Origin of the sequence: Streptomyces hirsutus, assembly GCF_001418415.1 — a bacterium.
Classification (GTDB): domain Bacteria; phylum Actinomycetota; class Actinomycetes; order Streptomycetales; family Streptomycetaceae; genus Streptomyces; species Streptomyces hirsutus.
Genome location: NZ_LIQT01000485.1, coordinates 13,480 through 31,591 on the forward strand (window position 1 = coordinate 13,480; position 18,112 = coordinate 31,591).

Here is an 18,112-nt window from a genome sequence, read left to right on the forward strand (position 1 = left end):
ACACAGTGCAGCTGGTAGTCGCTCGCATCGGCCGCGCCCACGGCATCAAGGGCGAGGTCACCGTGGAGGTCCGCACCGACGAGCCGGAGCTGAGACTCGGGCCCGGTGCCGTCCTGGCCACCGACCCCGCCTCCGCCGGACCGCTCACCATCGAGACCGGCCGGGTGCACAGCGGCCGTCTCCTGCTGCGCTTCGAGGGCGTCCGTGACCGCACCGGCGCCGAGGCGCTGCGCAACACCCTCCTCATCGCCGAGATCGACCCGGACGAGCAGCCCGAGGACGAGGGCGAGTACTACGACCACCAGCTGATCGACCTCGACGTCGTCACCCGGGACGGGCAGCAGGTGGGCCGGATCACCGAGATCGCCCACCTGCCGACGCAGGACCTCTTCGTGGTGGAGCGGCCCGACGGCGGCGAGGTGCTCGTGCCGTTCGTGGAGCAGATCGTCACCGAGATCGACCTCGAGGAACAGCGTGCGGTCATCGACCCGCCGCCGGGCCTCATCGACGACCGGGCCGAGATCGCCGCCTCGCCGGACGAGACCGCCGCCTCGCGGGACGAGGCCTGATGCGGCTCGACGTCGTCACCATCTTCCCCGAGTACCTCGAACCGCTGAACGTCTCCCTCGTCGGCAAGGCGCGCGCGCGTGGCCGGCTGAACGTCCAGGTGCACGACCTCCGCTCCTGGACCCACGACCGGCACAACACCGTCGACGACACCCCGTACGGCGGCGGTCCCGGCATGGTCATGAAGACCGAGCCGTGGGGCGAGGCGCTCGACGAGATCCTGGCGAACGGCTACGAGGCGGGCGCGCACGCGCCCGCCCTGATCGTCCCCACCCCCAGCGGCCGCCCCTTCACCCAGGAACTCGCCGTCCACCTCTCCGAGCGCCCCTGGCTGATCTTCGCCCCGGCCCGTTACGAAGGCATCGACCGGCGCGTCGTCGACGAGTACGCGACCCGCATGCCGGTGTACGAGGTGTCCATCGGCGACTACGTCCTGGCCGGCGGTGAGGCGGCCGTCCTCGTCGTCACCGAGGCCGTGGCCCGGCTGCTGCCCGGAGTCCTGGGCAACGCCGAGTCCCACCGGGACGACTCCTTCGCCCCGGGCGCCATGGCCAACCTCCTGGAAGGCCCCGTGCACACCAAGCCGCCCGTCTGGCGCGGCCGGGGAATTCCCGAGGTGCTGCTCAGCGGCCACCACGGGAAGATCGCCCGCTGGCGGCGCGACGAGGCGCTGAGGCGCACCACGGCCAACCGGCCCGACCTCATCGAGCGCTGCGATCCCGAGGCCTTCGACAAGAAGGACCGCGAGATGCTCTCCATCCTGGGCTGGGAACCGGACCCGGCCGGGGAGCCGTACGGCCGATTTTGGCGCAGGACCGGCGCCGTGGAACAATAGGCCGCTGTTGTGCGTCGTCCGGCGTGCGCCCCTGCCGCAGGGGGACACGACGCCCGCCCCGAACCGCACACCCCGATCCGAACCCCAATTGCCGTTGATGACCTGCGGCATCAGCGAAGAAAGCAGACGAAATGTCTCACCTGCTCGACTCCGTCGACTCCGCGTCGCTGCGCAGCGACCTCCCGAACTTCCGTCCCGGTGACACCGTCAACGTCCACGTGCGCGTCATCGAGGGCAACCGCTCCCGTGTGCAGCAGTTCAAGGGCGTGGTGATCCGCCGCCAGGGTGCCGGCGTGCGCGAGACCTTCACGGTCCGCAAGGTCTCCTTCTCCGTCGGCGTCGAGCGCACCTTCCCGGTGCACACCCCGATCGTCGAGAAGATCGAGCTCGTCACCAAGGGCGACGTCCGCCGCGCCAAGCTGTACTACCTGCGCGAGCTGCGCGGCAAGGCGGCGAAGATCAAGGAGAAGCGCGAGAACTGAGCGCTTCCCGGGGCCGGATAACATCTGGCCTCGATGGACACCGAAGCACAGTCGACGGAGCGCGACCGCTCCCCCCACCCGGCCGGACCCGAGGACACCTCGGGGACCCCGGGCCCGGAGGGGCGGTCGCGTTCCGCGTTGGCAGGGCACCTCGTGGGATGGCTTCCCGGGGGCCGGATCACCGCGGCCCTGCTCCTCGTGCTGCTGCTCCTGCTGGCGCTCAGCACCTTCGTGGCCCAGCCGTTCCAGATCCCCAGCGGATCGATGGAGCCCGCGTTGAGGGCCGGGGACCGTGTTCTCGTACTCAAGTTGGCATACCGTTTCGGTGCAGAACCGCAGCGCGGCGACGTGGTCGTGTTCGACGGCACCGAGTATTTCGGGGACGCCGACTACATCAAACGCGTTGTCGGTGTGGGCGGCGACCGCGTGGTCTGCTGCGACAAGGACGGGAGGATCCGGGTGAACGGCCGGACGGTCGACGAGTCGGGTTTCCTGTTCCCCGGGGAGAGCGCCTCCACGGTGCCCTTCGACGTCGCCGTCCCCGAGGACCGCCTGTTCGTCCTCGGCGACCACCGCGGCTCCTCCAGCGACTCCCGCGACCATCTCGGCTCGCCCGGAGGCGGCATGATCCCGGTGAGCAGGGTGATCGGCCGCGCCGACTGGATCGTCCAGCCCTTCGGCCGCGCCACCCGGCTGCACCGCCCCGACGCCTACGCGCGCGTACCGGCTCCGGCTCAGGTGCCGGCTGCCCGGGCGAACGCGGCGCACCCGGGGGAGGGGACCCATGGGTAACCGCGGCAAACCCCGCGGCGTCCCGGCGAGCGCCGCGGACAACCTGCTGCCCACCGGCGCGCGCCGCGCGATGAGCGCGTCGAGCGGACGCAGCCGGGCCGACCGGCGCAAGCTCCAGCGGAAGGTCAAGCGGCGCCGCCGACGCGGCGCGGTCAAGGAGATACCGCTGCTCATCGGGGTCGCCGTCCTGATAGCGCTGGTGCTGAAGACGTTCCTCGTCCAGGCCTTCGTCATCCCGTCCGGCTCCATGGAGCAGACGATCCAGGTCGGCGACCGTGTCCTGGTGGACAAGCTGACCCCGTGGTTCGGCTCCAAACCGGAGCGTGGGGACGTCGTCGTGTTCAAGGACCCCGGCGGCTGGCTGCAGGACGAGCAGCCCATCCCCCAGAAGGAGGACCCGGTCGGCGTCAAGCAGGTCAAGGCCGGGCTCACCTTCATCGGCCTGCTGCCCTCGGAGAACGAGAAGGACCTCATCAAACGGGTCGTGGGGGTCGGCGGCGACCAGGTCCAGTGCTGCGACACGCAGGGACGGGTCACCGTCAACGGGGTGCCCCTGGAGGAGAGCGACTACCTCTTCCCGGGCAACGCCCCGTCCACGACGCCGTTCGACATCACCGTGCCCCAGGGGCGCCTGTGGGTGATGGGCGATCACCGGTCCAACTCCGCCGACTCCCGTGCCCACCAGGACACCGACTACGGCGGCACCGTCTCCGAGGAGGAGGTGGTGGGCCGGGCCATGGTCATCGCCTGGCCGTTCGGCCACTGGAACACGCTGGACGAGCCGACGGCCTACGCCGCCGTGTCGGACTCGGCGCCAGGGTCGACCGCTGCCGCCCAGCTGTCGCATAGGGTTGCCCCGGACGATTCGAACGGAATGATTCAGCTCCCGAGCCCTGCGGAACTCCCGCTCGTTATGGGAGTGGTGGGCCTGCGTCGCGCATGGGGCAGGCGGCAGCACAGAGTGAGGAGCTGGCGTGGGGGATGTGGCGGTTGGCGCACGGTCCGGAGCCGACGGCGAGGAGCATCGCGGGCGTACCGCGGAGCCCTTCGGCCCGGTCGAGGACGGCGCCGTGACCTCCGGGAGTGACTCCCCGGCGGCAGGAGAGGGAAGAGTGACGGAGGACCGGTCGGAGAGCGGCGGCCGGGGGTCGGACGAGCCACCCCGCGAGCAGAAGAAACCACGCTCCTTCTGGAAGGAGCTGCCCATCCTGGTCGGTATCGCGCTGGTCCTGGCGCTGCTGATCAAGACGTTTCTGCTGCAGGCGTTCTCCATCCCGTCGGACTCGATGCAGAACACCCTGCAGCAGGGTGACCGTGTCCTGGTCGACAAACTCACCCCCTGGTTCGGCTCCGAGCCCGAGCGCGGCGAGGTCGTGGTCTTCCACGACCCGGACAACTGGCTGGCGGGCGAGCCCACGCCCGACTCCAACGCGCTCCAGACGTTCCTCAGCTGGATCGGTCTGATGCCGTCGGCAGAGGAGAAGGACCTGATCAAACGGGTCATCGGGGTCGGCGGCGACGTCGTCGAGTGCAAGGGGACCGGCCCGCTGACGGTCAACGGCGTCGCCCTGAACGAGGCGGACTACGTCTACCCGGGCAACACCCCCTGCAGCCAGGACGACCAGGGCGGCCAGTTCAAGGTCGAGGTCCCCGAGGGCAAGATCTGGGTCATGGGCGACCACCGGCAGAACTCCCGGGACTCCCGCTACAACCGGGCCGACAAGAACAACGGCATGGTCCCGGTGAGCGAGGTCGTCGGCCGTGCTGTCGTCATCGCCTGGCCGGTCGGCCGCTGGGACACGCTCGAGGTCCCGGACACCTTCGACCAGCCGGCGCTGGGCGCGCAGGCATCGGCATCCTCGGCGCTGACGGTGGCACCCCAGGGGGTCGCGCTCGTGGGCGCGGTGCCGCTGGTGCTGTGGCGGCGCAGGTGGGACCGCCGGCGCGAGGAGGGGACCAGGGCCTGAGCGCTGCGGGCGGACGCCGGGCCTGCTGCCCCGAGGAGGGGGCTGACCCGGTCCGGTACTGCCGGGTAGGGTGCCGCCCATGACTGGTCGGAGCACGACACGTACGGCTTCGCGGGGCGGCGGTGCTAACCCGGGCCCGGCGGGCAGCCGGACCGGGCGGCGACTGTCCTCACTGGCCGTGGCCCTGGGCCTGGCGCTGTTCCTCGGCGGGTTCGTCTGGGGAGCGCTGGTGTACGTGCCGTACACCGTGCCCACCCCCTCGATGGCGCCGACGATCGGCGCCGGTGACCGGGTGCTGGCCCAGCGTGTCGACGGCGGCGACGTCCGCCGCGGCGACGTCGTGGTCTTCGAGGACGACAACTGGGCGGACGTACCGGTCGTCAAGCGGGTGGTCGCCGTCGGCGGGGACACCGTCTCCACCGGGCAGGACGGCAGGCTGAAGGTCAACGGTACGGAGATCGACGAGCCGTATCTCTCCGAGGACGAGGCGACCGGGCTCAACGCCTTCCCGGAGGTGACCGTGCCCAAGGGCCGCCTGTTCCTGCTCGGTGACGAGCGAAGCGGTTCCCTGGACTCGACCTCCCGTCTCACCGACACCGCGAACGGCAGCGTCTCCCGCGAGGCAGTCGAGGCCCGGGTCGACGCGGTGGTCTGGCCGATGGACGGCATGCTGAAGGCCCCGACAGGCTTCGAGAAGGTCGGCGACCTCTCCGCGCCGGGACCGCTGCCGACGGTTCTCGTCATGGTCCTGGGCGGGGCCGTGCTCATCCTCGGCGGGGCCGCGTACGGTCCCCTCGCCCAGCGGGCCGGCGCCTCCCGGGCCCGTCGTGCGGACGCGGGAGCGAGGGCGGGCGATGCCGGCTGAGACGTCCCGCGCCACCGGCGATTCCCACGAGGTCCGGGGCGAGGGCGGGAGCGGAGACGGACGCGGGCTGCGCAGGGTCGCCCGCGTCGTCCTGCTGGACCCGGGGGACCGCATCCTGCTGCTGCACGGCCATGAGCCGGACGACCCTGCCGACGACTGGTGGTTCACACCCGGCGGCGGCGTGGAGGGCGACGAGACCCGTGAACAGGCGGCGCTGCGGGAACTCGCGGAGGAGACCGGCATCACGGAGGTGGAGCTGGGGCCCGTGCTGTGGCGGCGGACGTGCTCCTTCCCGTTCGCGGGCCGCCGCTGGGACCAGGACGAGTGGTACTACCTCGCCCGCACCACCAGGACGGCCACGGGAGCCACGGCACTGACCGAGCTGGAGCGGCGCAGCGTCACCGGAGCACGCTGGTGGACATGCCCGGAACTGGCTCGGGCCCATGAGACGGTGTACCCGACGAGACTCGCCGAGCTGCTGCGCACCCTGCTCGACGAGGGTCCCCCGGCCGGACCCGTGACCCTGGACACCGAGATCGTCTAGCCGCAGGCCCCGGGGGCCGTCCGGCGGGGTCCGGCGGGGTCGGCCCGGTTCGGGGACGGCGGCTCCCGGAACTGGCGCACAATGGTGGGATCGCACGGGTGAAGGGGAACATGCCATGAGCGCCGAGGACCTCGAGAAGTACGAGACCGAGATGGAGCTGAAGCTCTACCGGGAGTACCGCGACGTCGTCGGTCTGTTCAAATACGTGATCGAGACCGAGCGCCGCTTCTATCTGACCAACGACTACGAGATGCAGGTGCACTCGGTCCAGGGCGAGGTGTTCTTCGAGGTGTCCATGGCGGATGCCTGGGTCTGGGACATGTACCGGCCGGCCAGGTTCGTGAAGCAGGTGCGCGTCCTGACATTCAAGGACGTGAACATCGAGGAGCTCAACAAGAGCGACCTGGAGCTCCCGGGCGGGTGACCGAGGAGCCCGGCGGGGACATGACGCACCCCGGTGGATGACGGAGTTTTCCACAACCGCCGGGTTGTCCACCAAGATCCACTCCGGATGGCCGGCTGCGTGACGGTTGGCGCCGGAGGTGGTGCCGACATGACCCCACGACAGCAGGCACGCAGCGCACTCGGCAGGTACGGCGAGGCGCTGGCCGCGCGACGGCTGGCGCAGGCCGGAATGACGGTCCTGGAGCGCAACTGGCGCTGCGGCAGGACCGGCGAGATCGACATCGTGGCCAGGGAGGGCGACGTCCTCGTCATCTGCGAGGTGAAGACCCGCAGGGCCGCGTCCTTCCAGCACCCCATGGAGGCGGTCACCCCCGTCAAGGCGGACCGTCTGCGGGACCTGGCGCAACGCTGGATCCAGGAACACGGGGGAGCACCGCCCGGCGGCGTCCGCATCGACCTGGTCGGCGTCGTACTGCCGGAGCGCGGCGCGCCCCGGGTCGAGCATGTCCGGGGGGTGGCCTGAGATGGGGTTCGCCCGTACGTGTTCGGTGGCGCTGGTCGGCGTCGAGGGCGTGGTCGTGGAGGTCCAGGCCGACCTGGAACCGGGAGTGGCGGCGTTCACGCTGGTGGGGCTGCCGGACAAGAGCCTGACGGAGAGCCGCGACCGGGTCAGGGCGGCGGTCGTCAACTCCGGTGCGGAATGGCCGCAGAAGAAACTCACCGTGGGGCTCAGCCCGGCGTCGGTCCCGAAGGCGGGCAGCGGCTTCGATCTCGCCGTCGCCAGCGCCGTCCTGGGGGCCGCCGAGCGGATCGACCCGCGGGTGCTCGCCGACCTCGTGATGATCGGCGAGCTGGGGCTGGACGGCAGGGTGCGGCCGGTCCGGGGCACGCTGCCCGCGGTCGTCGCGGCGGCCGACGCCGGGTACGAACAGGTCGTGGTGCCCGAGTGCGCCGCCGCCGAGGCCTCGCTGGTGCCGGGCGTGTCCGTGCTGGGCGTCCGCAGCCTGCGCCAGCTGATCGCCTTCCTCACCGACGAGCCGGTGCCCGAGGAGGAACTCGCCCATCAGGGACGACCCGACCCGCTCCTCGCCGGACTGCGGATGCCCGGCGCCGGCGCGGCCACCGGCATGCACAGCGCCGCCGCGGCACAGTACGACACCGGCCACGACCTCGCGGACGTCGTCGGCCAGCTCCCGGCGCGGACCGGGGTGGAGGTGGCGGCGGCCGGCGGGCACCACCTTTTCCTCGAGGGGCCGCCGGGCGCGGGCAAGACCATGCTCGCGGAACGGCTGCCCTCGCTCCTGCCCCCGCTCGACCGGCAGGAGTCCCTGGAGGTCACCGCCGTGCACTCGGTGGCCGGCCTGCTGCCCCCGGACAAGCCCTTGATCGACACCGCCCCCTACTGTGCCCCGCACCACTCGGCCACCCTGCAGGCGCTCGTCGGCGGCGGCCCCGGCATGGCCCGCCCCGGAGCCGTGTCGCTCGCGCACCGGGGCGTGCTCTTCCTCGACTTTACCGATCACGGTTTGGGCCTTCGGGTCGTTCTTTTGAGTGGTTAAGTCCCACGTCTCGTGTCTGTTTACCGAGCTGCCTTGTTGCCTTCGTGACGTGTCGAATGCGAGTGAGGAGAACGGGTGAGAAGCTCGGTGGTCCTGGGGGACCTGCGGGTACAGAAGATGGCTCGGGCCGGGGGCGGTTGGTCGTACACGATCGTGTGGCCCGACGTCACGGTGGACGAGGAAGCAGACAGCTACCTGCGTACGCACGAGGGCAGCGGCTCCCAGAAGACGTACGCCTACTACCTCGTTGATCACATGCGCTGGCGCGTTCGAGAGCGTCTGACCACCGAGACGATCACGATCCTCGACCTGTTCAGGTACCAGGGGGCGGTGGGCGCCCAGGTGAACATGCCGTACGGGCAACCGTGGCGGGTGCCGCCGAAACGCCCCTACCAGACGCCCGCCCTGCAGGTCCTCGCGGCATGCCTGAAGGGCTTCTACCTTCACCAGTGCGCCGTCCGCGGCGTGAACCCCGAGCTGAGGGACGCGCTGGACACCCGGCGGCTGCCCACCCAGGCCGACCGCAACCGGGCCCTCCTGGGGCACGTGAAGACCTCGATGCCGGCCAACCCGCTGGCCCCGAAAGGAGGGACACGGCGCCGCCACCCCAAGATGCTGCCGAACGGGACCCGGCCCGAGCTGATGGACGTGGTGAACACCGCCCGGGACAGGATGGTCGTGACCTGGCTGTCCGACACGAGCCTGCGCATCGGCGGCCTGACCGGACTGCACCTGGTCGATCTGCACCTGCGCGACAACGCACCGTGCGGCGACTGCCAGAGCCCGCACATCCACGTCTGCCACCGGTGGGGCAACGTGAACGGGGCGGCAGCGAAGATCAAGCCGGACTGGGCGATGGTCGACGGGGTGATCACCAAGGGGGAGATCTACCGGGTCAGCCCGGCCATGGTCAGCAGCTACTACGAGTACATGACGACGGAGTACGCCCAGTTCGCCGCAGGCCACGGCATGCTGCTGATCCAGTTGTCCGGTCCGCGTCGCGGCGAACCGTGGTCGGCGGACGCGGCACGCGGGATGCTGCGGCGAGCCGGCCGCCGGGCCGATCTGCCGGGCCGGATCAAGCCGCAGGCCTTCCGGCACCAGTTCACGAACAACGTCATGGACGTCACGGACAACGATCCACACGTGGCCAAGGCCGTCGGGAACTGGGCCTCGGCACAGATGGTCGACGAGGTCTACGGGCATCCTGACCTGCACTCTCCGCAGTTCGTCACCGCGCTCAACAAGGTGTGGGGTGAGGAAGAGTGACCGCGGTGGCGAGACCGCTGCTGCTGCCCGTCCCGGATCCTCGGACGGCGAGTCGCACGACGCGCGACCGGCTCGAAGTGCTGACCGCGCTGATCACGGCACCGAACTTCGACTCGGTCTTCCGACCCGACGTGATGCACATCCCGCGCGATCACCCGGTCTACGGCTGGGGCTGCGGCGTCACAGACTGCGAACGCACCCGCGACGCGCACTTCGACTACTGCAAGGAACACCACGACGACTGGAGGGACGTCCGGAAGGCCGGAGGGAACATCACGGACTTCCTGGCCAGCGCCCAGCCCAAGAAACCCCGGGCCTGGTTGATCCCTCCGCCCTGCCTCGTCTGCCCTGACGTTCCGGCCCGCAGCAAGACCCAGCTCTGCTACTTCCACGGTCAGCAATGGAGTGCCCACCGCCGCTACCTGCGCAAGAAGCACCAGCAGGAGGCCGCTTTCGAGGACTGGCTGGGCCAGGCTCGACCGTTCGTGGGGTTCGGCCCCTGCCGGGTGCGGTCCTGCCCCTACGGCGCCGACCACCCCCTGCAGCTGTGTCACCGCCACCGCACCAGCTACGTCCGCCACGGGCATCCCGGCGGAGCCCGGCTGCCGAGGTATTGGAGCCGCGAGCTGGCGAAGACCGGCAAGCCGGTCGCGGTCAGCTACGACGACGAGGTCGCGTTCCGCAAGTGGTGCGACGAGCAGGACCCTCCGCACCGCGTCAACGGCAATCTGACACTGCTGGGTCTGCGCCCGCTGATCAAGGCCGAGATCAAGTGGTGCATCTTCCACCACACCCAGGGCGAGGAAGGCAGCGTCTGGCCCGTCTCCTGGATCCAGCGGGTCATCGACGAGTGCCGCCGCCAGGACGTGAACTCGATGGCCGACCTCGATCTCGACGCCTGCAGCCAGCACACGCTCCAGCTCGTCAAGGTGATGCACCACTACCTGCGGCTGATCTATTTCACCCGCGAGGACACCAAGGACGCCGGGTTCATCGAGACCGAGCACTTCGGCATCCGCTTCCCCAAGGCCCGCAGCCACATCGACCTCACCCGCATCACCCAGCGCTGGCTGCGGGACATGTGCTGGGACCTGATGGCCGCCCGCCTCCTCGCCGGCCACAATCGCTCCCGGGCCGCCTTCGATTTCGACCGCCGGGGCTGCAACGAGCTCAGCGCCTACCTGGAGATTGAGGCCCCGATCGGCGGCCACGACCCGGCCCTGCTGACCGAAGCCCACATGATCGGCTTCGTGGCCGACCAACGCCAGCGGGTCCGGAACAAACTGCCCTCTCTCGGCCAGAGGGCCAAGGGCAAGTCCCTGGAGAACGGCATCGCCACCCCCGGCACGATGGCCACGATCTTCGACGGCGCCCGCCGGGTCCTGCGATCCGGCCTGGAAACCGGCGAGATCGAACGCCTCGGCCTGGACCGCCGCTTCGTCCTCGCTCTGCCCTTCGGACCGAAGACCAAGGGACGCCGCAAGCCCTTCTCCGACGAGGTCGCCCGCGCACTCGCCAACGAGCAGAACCTCGAGGCACTGGACGCGATGGACGTCGAGGACCGCGGACTGCGGGACGTCTGGGAGGGCCTGATCGTCACCGGACGCCGGTGCACCGAGGTCCTCGACGTCCGCCTGGAATGCATCAGCCGCGTCGGCAAGGTCCCGATCTTCTGGCACGACCAGACCAAGGTCGGGAACATCGACGAGGGCATCCGCATCCCCGAACGCTTCTACCAGCGGATCGAGGCACGACAGGCCAAGACCATCGCACGATTCGTCCAGCGCAAGGGCCGCCCGCCGACCCCCGAGGAACGACTCGAACTCGCCCTGTTCCCCAGGAAGCACACCAACCGAGAGCTCCTCAAAGGTTGCGGCTACGGCTGGTTCCACACCCTGTTCAAGACCTGGGTCCTCACGCTCGACATCGGCAAAGCCGTCCCCCATCAGGCCCGCCACACGCTGGCCACCAACCTCCTCAAGGCCGGCGCCAACCTCTCGCAGGTCAAGCGCTACCTCGGACAGGTCTCCGAGGCGATGGCCGAGCACTACACCCACATCGCTAACACCGACCCCAAGCTCAACGACGCCCTCTACGCGGTCTGGACCAGCGGACCGGGAGCACTCGAGCCGGGCATCGTGCTCTCCGGCAGCGAGCCGATGACCAGGGACGAAGCCGAGGCGATGCTCATCGACCTCACCCGCAAATCCACCCCAGCCGAGGGCGGCTTCTGCACCTACCAACCGGTCGTCGACGGCGACGCCTGCCCCTGGAAGCTCAACTGCCACTCCTGCACCGAGTTCGTCATGTCCGGCGCCGACCTCGTCTACTGGCGCCGCAAGCGCGAACAGTGGCGGATGCTCGCCGAAGGGTCCTCGCACGACGAAACCCGCGACTACATGCACAAACTCTTCGAGCCCACCGCCCGCGCGATCGACGGCCTGGAGCGGGCCCTCGCAGCGGTCGGCCTGCTCGAGGAAGCCCTCGCCCTGGACCTCCGACGGCCCCAGGACTACTTCGGCCGGGTCTGGTCCTCCGCCTTCCGCGCCGAGGAACTCGCCCGCCAAGCCGACGTCGACGACCTCGAACTCGACGACGAGTACGCCATCGAAGCACCCGAGTGAGGCGCCCCCGTGACCACCACCCAGACCGCGGCCGCCACGGCCGCACGCCGCCAGCAGACAAAGGACAAGCTCGGGCAGGTCGAGAAGGCGATCGGCCAGCTCCGCCGCGAACGCGGACGACTCACCGTCCGGGCGATCGCCGACCGCGCGGACGTCTCCGCCACGTTCCTCTACGAGAACGCCGACGCTCGCGCACTGGCCCAGAACGCCGTCGCCGCCAGCAAGAGCCGCCACGACCACCGCACCCGGGAGGAACACGACCGAGTCGAGGCGACCTGGCGCGAACGAGCGCTTAACGCTGAGGAGGGCCTGTCCCAGGCCCAGAAGGAGATCCTCACGCAGCGGCAACGGATCGGCGAGCTCATGGGGCACCTTCGCGACGCCGAGCAGATGGTCCCTGGCGAGTCCGTCCAGCAACTCCTCACCGAGAACACGACGCTCAAGCGCCAGCTCAACCTGGTCACGCAGGAGCATCGATCGCTCCAGGAACGGCTCCAAGGCGCACGCTCCAACCTCCGATTCACGGAGAAGCGCGTCGCCGACCTCGAAGTCGAACTCCTCGAACTGAAGACAGCATCCCGTGACTGACCCCAGCCAGGACCAGGTCAACATCCCCCGGCAGGAGGCGGAATCCCTCGCCAAGCTCCTCCGGCAGTTCGAGAAGTTCTTCGACGACTGCGACGAGGAAGTCGGCGACGCCATGGACGACCACTTCGGATTCAGCCCGGCCGCCGAATCGCTCAGCGCGGTCCTAGTGCCGCGTCAGGCAACGTTTGCGATGTTCGTCGTTGACCCTGAGCCGACGGTAGGTGACGTGGCACCGTGTATCGAAGTCGAGCGTTATGGGTGCTGTCCCGTTGCGAACCTGAACGCCCCGAGCGCCGAATCGGTCGCGCGCTCGGTCTGCGGTCTGGTTCGCATCACGACGGTGTTGAGTAGGTGGGATCGGGCGCCGATGAGAAATGGCGCCGACAGTCGTCTAAGTACGGTCCGGTGAAAACGCGCTGCGCGCATCAAGGGAGAGCAACGAGATGAGACCACTTCGATACTCGATCAACGTCACGCTCGATGGTTGCTGCCATCACGAGGCAGGGCTCCCCCCGGACGAGGAGTCGATGCGCTACTGGACCGCTGAGATGGAGCGAGCCGATGCCCTGCTATTCGGCCGGGTGACCTACGAGATGATGGAGTCGGTGTGGCGGAAGCCGGCCACGGACACGTGGCCCGACTGGATGGATGAGTGGCAGATCCCGTTCGCCGAGACCATCGACCGGGCGAAGAAGTACGTCGTGTCGAGCACGCTGAGCGGGGTCGATTGGAATGCCGAGCTGGTGCGAGGCGACTTGGGACAAGCGGTTCAGCGGCTCAAGCAGGAGTCAGGCGAGGGCCTGTGGGTGGGTGGCGTGACGCTCCCCCTGGCGTTGGCAGATCTGGGACTGATCGACGAGTACGAGTTCCTTGTGCAGCCGGTCCTTGCCGGACACGGGCCGACGTTGCTCGCCGGTCTGCGCGAGCGCATCCAGCTTGAGCCCGTGGACCGCCATGAGCTCCGGTCGGGGGCGGTCGCCCAGCGATACCGGCCCACGCGAGTTACGGCTTGACGTGATTTATCCTGGCACGTTCGCCGCTCCCTCGCGACGGAACGACGGCTCGGGGTCGCGCTGGCCGTGCCCCGAACACGCGGACATATCGACGGGGGACGTCACCCCGAGGTGCCGGTAGCGGACAGGGCAAACGTTGCCTGACGTGGCACTAGCCACGCACGCGGGCGCACTCGAAGCAGCCGTCGGAGAAACGGCCGTCACCACGTCGCGAACACCTACGTGACGCATCACCTCAGGTCAGGTCCGATACGGACACTCTGAGAGTCGGTAAAGTCGAGGAGACCCCCGAGTTCGGCAGCCACGCCCTGGACGCCCTGCGCCAGCCGCTGGAGGCCGGGCACGTCGTCATCGCGCGCAGCTCGGGCATGGTGCGCTTCCCGGCGAGGTTCCTCATGGTGCTCGCCGCCAACCCCTGTCCCTGCGGCCGCTTCTCGCCGAAGGAAACCCTGTGCGAGTGCCCGCCCTCGTCGATCCGCCGTTACCAGGCCCGGCTGTCGGGCCCGCTGCTCGACCGGGTCGACCTGCGGGTCGAGGCCGAACGCGTCACCCGCGCCGAACTGACCGCCGACGGAGCCTGCGGCGAGTCCACCGCCACGGTCGCCGGCCGGGTGCGCGCGGCCCGGGAGCGCGCCGCGAAGCGGCTCGCGGGCACCCCGTGGCGCACCAACAGCGACATCCCCGGACGGGAGCTGCGCAACCGCTGGCACGCGGCCCCCGGCGCGATGGACGAAGCCGAGCGGAGCCTGGAGCGAGGCGTGCTCAGCGCGCGCGGACTGGACCGGGTGCTGCGGGTCGCGTGGACCGTCGCCGACCTGGTCGGCCGTGACCGGCCCGACGCCAGGGACGTCGCCCTCGCACTGCAGCTGCGCACCGGCGTCCCGCGCGGGGTGCCCATGGCGATCGGGGCGCTGACATGAGCGGCGCCGCCGAGTTCGCCGCCGAGCCCGTGGACGGACCGGTGGACGGGCCGGTGGACGGGCCCGGGGACGGCGAACTCCTTGCCCGGATCTTTCTCACGCGTGTCGTCGAACCCGGCGACGAGACCGGTGGGCGGTGGGTGCGTGAGCTGGGCGCGCGGGAGGTGGCGGAGCGGCTGCGGGCAGGGGGCCGGCCGTTGCCGGGGGCGAGCGGCCGGCGCTGGGCCGGGCTGCTGGCGAGGGCCGAGCGGGCCGACCCCGGCCGGGATCTCGCCGTCGCGCGGGACGCCGGGGTGCGGTTCGTGTACCCCGGCACGGCCGAGTGGCCCCGGCAGCTCGACGACCTGGGAGACGGCCGGCCCGTCGGACTGTGGGTGCGCGGCCCCGCCGACCTGCGGATGTGGGCGCTGCGCTCGGTCGCCGTCGTCGGCGCCCGCGCCTGCACCGAGTACGGCGCCCACATGGCCGCCACCCTCGCCGCCGAGCTCGCCGAGCGCGGCTGGGTCGTGGTCTCCGGCGGCGCCTACGGGGTCGACGGCGCCGCTCACCGCGGAGCGCTCGGCTCGGGCGGTGCCACCGTCGCCGTCCTTGCCTGCGGCGTCGACCGGCCCTACCCGCGCGGACACACCGGACTGATCACCAGGATCGCGGAACAAGGTCTGGTCATCGGTGAGTTGCCGCCCGGCGATCACCCGACTCAAAGCAGGTTCATCCTCCGCAACCGGGTCATCGCCGCGCTCACCCGGGGCACCGTGGTCGTCGAGGCCGCGCACCGCAGCGGCTCCCTGGTGACCGCCAGGGCGGCCGGGCGCCTCGGACGTCACACGATGGGAGTACCGGGGCCGGCCACCAGCGGGCGCTCGGCCGGGGTGCACGAACTGCTGAGGCAGGGCGCGGTGCTGGTCACCGATGCCGCGGAGATCGTCGAACTGGTCGGGGACATGGGCGAACTGGCCCCGGAACGCCGCGGGCCGGTGCTGCCCCGGGACCTGCTGCAACCCACCGCCCGCCAGGTCCTCGACGCCCTGCCCGCGCGCGGCGCGGCCCTCGCCGAGGGGATCGCGCGCGACGCGCGGACCACCCGGGACGACGCGATCGCGAGACTGTACGAACTGCGAGCACTTGGTTACGTCGAACGACACGGCGACGGCTGGAAGTTGACACGCCAGGCGGTGATTCCGGCCGACGACGGTTCAGGGGTCCCCTGACGGAGGGTGTTCGGCCGTCCGGGGGAACGGCTACAGCCCTTGGAAAATACGTCAGTTGGAGCACCCGGGTGATCACGCAGAGCGACGTGGTTCACCCGGTGGAGTGGCGTGCGGGAGGCCCTCGCACCCGCCCCGACCTCATTCCCTCGCACACCGCGACCCCTTAGTCACGCTACGCTCACAGGCGTCTCGGCGCGGAACGCCGGCATGGAGCGGCAGCGAGGGGGAACGCCCGGCCGGCGATACCGCAGGCGATACGGGCAGGCAGCACAGACGGACAGCTCGGCATCAGACAGACAGCTCACCAGGCAGTACCAGTCCACTGCAGAACGGCACAAGGCGACGAATGCCCCAGCACACCTCCGGGTCCGACCGGGCGGCGATCCACCCAGCCGCCCGCGACGGTGGCAGCGTGCGGCCGCCCGCTCCCTCGACGCTCGACGAGCTGTGGCGGTCGTACAAGGCGACGGGCGACGAGCGGCTGCGGGAGCAGCTGATCCTGCACTACTCGCCGTTGGTGAAGTACGTCGCGGGCCGGGTCAGCGTGGGGCTGCCGCCCAACGTCGACCAGGCGGACTTCGTCTCCTCCGGGGTGTTCGGGCTGATCGACGCGATCGAGAAGTTCGACGTCGACCGGGAGATCAAGTTCGAGACCTACGCGATCACCCGCATCAGGGGCGCGATGATCGACGAGCTGCGGGCCCTGGACTGGATTCCGCGCTCGGTGCGGCAGAAGGCGCGCAAGGTGGAGCGGGCGTACGCGACGCTGGAGGCGCGGCTCAGGCGTACGCCGACCGAGAGCGAGGTCGCCGGCGAGATGGGCATCGCCGTGGACGAGCTGCACGCGATTTTCAGCCAGTTGTCGCTCGCCAACGTCGTCGCCCTGGAGGAGCTGCTGCATGCCGGGGGCGACGGCGGCGACCGGCTCAGCCTGATGGACACCCTGGAGGACACCACCGCCGACAACCCGGTGGAAGTGGCCGAGGACCGGGAACTGCGACGGTTCCTGGCACGGGCGATCAACACCCTCCCGGAACGGGAGAAGACGGTGGTCACGCTGTACTACTACGAAGGGCTCACCCTGGCCGAGATCGGCCATGTGCTGGGGGTCACCGAGAGCAGGGTCAGCCAGATCCACACCAAGTCCGTACTCCAGCTCAGGGCGAAGCTGGCGAGTTTCCGGGGCTGAGCCGGCCGGCTCGGCCTGCGGTCCGAGCCCACACCGGGCCCGTCGGTGGGATAGGGCCGTCCGACCTGCGGTTTCGGCCGGAGGGCTCCCGCCTCGCGCGGCGCGTCCGTAAAGTGGTGGCGTGCCAAGGATTCGAGCGGCCTCCGTGGCCGAGCACCGGTCGATGCAACGCGCCGCCTTGCTGGACGCGGCACGCTCCCTGCTGTCCGAGGGCGGTACGGAGGCGCTGACCTTCCCCGCCCTCGCCGAGCGCACGGGCCTGGCGCGCTCGTCCGTCTACGAGTACTTCCGGTCCCGGGCGGCTGTCGTCGAGGAACTGTGCGAGGTCGACTTCCCGGTCTGGGCGGCCGAGGTGGAGACGGCGATGGCCGCGGCCGACGGAGCCGAGGCCAAGATCGAGGCGTATGTCCGCAAGCAGTTGGAACTGGTCGGGGACCGGCGTCACCGGGCCGTGGTGGCGATCTCCGCGAGCGAACTCGACGCGGGCGCCCGGGAGAAGATCCGCGCGGCACACGGCGGCCTCATCGCGATGATCGTCGAGGCCCTGGGCGACCTGGGGCACGACCAGCCCCGGCTCGCGGCGATGCTGCTCCAGGGCGTGGTCGACGCGGCGGTGCGCCGCATCGAACTCGGCGCCGCCGAACACCCGGAGGCGATCACGGAGGCAGCGGTCGCCATGACCCTGCGCGGCGTCCGGCCCTGACGACCACCGCCCCGCCGCACCGGCCTCCCGTCGCCCGCCCGGCCGGTCACCCGGGTACCGGCAGGCCGAGGACCGGGAGGAGCCTCGGCGGGCCGTGGCGCAGGAGCCAGGGCGGGAGCAGGGCGAGCGGGTCGAGGTAGACGTCCGCTCTGAGCAGGCCCCAGTGAAGGCAGGGGGCCGTGCAGTGGGGGCTCCTCGCCGGGTCGTTCGCCGCCACCGCGCCGATCACCTCGCCCGGTGCCACCTCGGCCCCTCTCTCCACCGACGGGAGGACCGGCTCGTAGGTCGTACGCAGCGGCGGCGTCCCCGTGCCCGACAGCTCCACCGAGACGACGCCCCGCCCGGCCACCTGCCCGGCGAAGGAGACCCGGCCCGCCGCCACCGCCCGCACCGGCGTCCCCGGCGCCGCCGCCAGGTCCACTCCCCGGTGCCCGCGCCCGTACCTGGTCTCCGGCGGTTCCCAGCCCCGCAGTACCCGGGGCCGTACTCCCACGGGCCAGACCCGTCCGACGGCCGGCACTCCGGCCTCGGCGTCCGGCGCCCCGGCCCCGGGTACTGGAGCCGTCTCCCCAGCCCCAGCCG

19 protein-coding genes and 2 pseudogenes are annotated in these 18,112 nt (G+C 70.6%); 20 read left to right on the forward strand and 1 reads right to left on the reverse strand.

All coding sequences use genetic code 11. The features are described from left to right. Positions 1 to 5 precede the first annotated feature (5 nt). The 20 genes and pseudogenes from rimM to AOK11_RS31910 all read left to right on the forward strand — a co-directional run bounded on the left by rimM (position 6) and on the right by AOK11_RS31910 (position 17,530). Positions 6 to 569 carry a ribosome maturation factor RimM gene (rimM, locus tag AOK11_RS31815; protein WP_055597160.1) on the forward strand — a complete coding sequence of 188 codons (564 nt, stop codon included), beginning with the start codon at positions 6 to 8 and terminating at the stop codon, positions 567 to 569. Continuing rightward, complete coding sequence (gene trmD, locus AOK11_RS31820; RefSeq protein WP_055597161.1) at positions 569 to 1,402, forward strand: tRNA (guanosine(37)-N1)-methyltransferase TrmD; 834 nt, start codon at positions 569 to 571, stop codon at positions 1,400 to 1,402. Before rimM ends, trmD begins: the two co-directional genes overlap by 1 nt. 131 nt (positions 1,403 to 1,533) lie before the next feature. Beyond that, positions 1,534 to 1,884 (forward strand): 50S ribosomal protein L19, encoded by a 351-nt coding sequence (gene rplS / locus AOK11_RS31825; RefSeq protein ID WP_055597162.1) that lies wholly within the window; start codon positions 1,534 to 1,536, stop codon positions 1,882 to 1,884. Positions 1,885 to 1,917: 33 nt separating this feature from the next. Next, a complete protein-coding gene (gene lepB / locus AOK11_RS31830) occupies positions 1,918 to 2,676 on the forward strand; it encodes a signal peptidase I (protein WP_055597163.1) in 759 nt (252 codons plus the stop codon). Further along, positions 2,669 to 3,763, forward strand: a complete 1,095-nt coding sequence (gene lepB / locus AOK11_RS31835; RefSeq protein ID WP_055597173.1) for a signal peptidase I — start codon at positions 2,669 to 2,671, stop codon at positions 3,761 to 3,763. Before lepB (AOK11_RS31830) ends, lepB (AOK11_RS31835) begins: the two co-directional genes overlap by 8 nt. Further along, entirely contained in the window at positions 3,651 to 4,643 is a 993-nt protein-coding gene (gene lepB, locus AOK11_RS31840; protein ID WP_055597164.1) for a signal peptidase I, read from the forward strand. Before lepB (AOK11_RS31835) ends, lepB (AOK11_RS31840) begins: the two co-directional genes overlap by 113 nt. A gap of 79 nt (positions 4,644 to 4,722) precedes the next feature. Beyond that, on the forward strand, positions 4,723 to 5,508 hold the full coding sequence (gene lepB / locus AOK11_RS31845; protein WP_055597165.1) for a signal peptidase I: 786 nt from the start codon (positions 4,723 to 4,725) through the stop codon (positions 5,506 to 5,508). Continuing rightward, complete coding sequence (locus AOK11_RS31850) at positions 5,498 to 6,052, forward strand: NUDIX hydrolase (RefSeq protein WP_055597166.1); 555 nt, start codon at positions 5,498 to 5,500, stop codon at positions 6,050 to 6,052. Before lepB (AOK11_RS31845) ends, AOK11_RS31850 begins: the two co-directional genes overlap by 11 nt. 115 nt (positions 6,053 to 6,167) lie before the next feature. Beyond that, positions 6,168 to 6,476, forward strand: coding sequence for a DUF2469 domain-containing protein (locus AOK11_RS31855; RefSeq protein ID WP_003965949.1), 309 nt, complete (start codon positions 6,168 to 6,170; stop codon positions 6,474 to 6,476). A gap of 99 nt (positions 6,477 to 6,575) precedes the next feature. Continuing rightward, entirely contained in the window at positions 6,576 to 6,980 is a 405-nt protein-coding gene (locus AOK11_RS31860; protein ID WP_107098733.1) for a YraN family protein, read from the forward strand. Position 6,981: 1 nt separating this feature from the next. Next, a pseudogene (locus tag AOK11_RS31865) lies at positions 6,982 to 7,974 on the forward strand (YifB family Mg chelatase-like AAA ATPase); the annotation flags it as partial. Between the two features lie 117 nt (positions 7,975 to 8,091). Beyond that, positions 8,092 to 9,285: a site-specific integrase gene (locus AOK11_RS31870; RefSeq protein WP_240497566.1), complete on the forward strand. Its 1,194-nt coding sequence runs from the start codon at positions 8,092 to 8,094 to the stop codon at positions 9,283 to 9,285. 5 nt (positions 9,286 to 9,290) lie between these two features. Beyond that, complete coding sequence (locus AOK11_RS42295; protein ID WP_206188970.1) at positions 9,291 to 11,909, forward strand: tyrosine-type recombinase/integrase; 2,619 nt, start codon at positions 9,291 to 9,293, stop codon at positions 11,907 to 11,909. Between the two features lie 9 nt (positions 11,910 to 11,918). Beyond that, entirely contained in the window at positions 11,919 to 12,497 is a 579-nt protein-coding gene (locus AOK11_RS31880) for a DUF6262 family protein (protein WP_055597168.1), read from the forward strand. Continuing rightward, positions 12,490 to 12,906: a hypothetical protein gene (locus AOK11_RS31885; protein ID WP_055597169.1), complete on the forward strand. Its 417-nt coding sequence runs from the start codon at positions 12,490 to 12,492 to the stop codon at positions 12,904 to 12,906. The genes AOK11_RS31880 and AOK11_RS31885 overlap by 8 nt, the downstream gene beginning before the upstream one ends. Positions 12,907 to 12,940: 34 nt before the next feature. Further along, positions 12,941 to 13,510: a dihydrofolate reductase family protein gene (locus AOK11_RS31890; protein WP_055597170.1), complete on the forward strand. Its 570-nt coding sequence runs from the start codon at positions 12,941 to 12,943 to the stop codon at positions 13,508 to 13,510. Between the two features lie 275 nt (positions 13,511 to 13,785). Next, a pseudogene (locus tag AOK11_RS31895) lies at positions 13,786 to 14,430 on the forward strand (ATP-binding protein); the annotation flags it as partial. Next, positions 14,427 to 15,638, forward strand: a complete 1,212-nt coding sequence (gene dprA, locus AOK11_RS31900; RefSeq protein WP_079035218.1) for a DNA-processing protein DprA — start codon at positions 14,427 to 14,429, stop codon at positions 15,636 to 15,638. The pseudogene AOK11_RS31895 and the gene dprA, both read left to right, overlap by 4 nt. Positions 15,639 to 15,984: 346 nt before the next feature. Beyond that, a complete protein-coding gene (gene whiG, locus AOK11_RS31905; RefSeq protein ID WP_055597171.1) occupies positions 15,985 to 16,827 on the forward strand; it encodes an RNA polymerase sigma factor WhiG in 843 nt (280 codons plus the stop codon). A gap of 145 nt (positions 16,828 to 16,972) precedes the next feature. After that, positions 16,973 to 17,530, forward strand: coding sequence for a TetR/AcrR family transcriptional regulator (locus AOK11_RS31910; RefSeq protein ID WP_055597172.1), 558 nt, complete (start codon positions 16,973 to 16,975; stop codon positions 17,528 to 17,530). A gap of 46 nt (positions 17,531 to 17,576) precedes the next feature. Here AOK11_RS31910 and AOK11_RS31915 read toward each other — a convergent pair. Continuing rightward, on the reverse strand, positions 17,577 to 18,112 hold a 536-nt coding region (locus AOK11_RS31915), incomplete at its 5' end, for a peptidoglycan DD-metalloendopeptidase family protein (protein ID WP_055597177.1).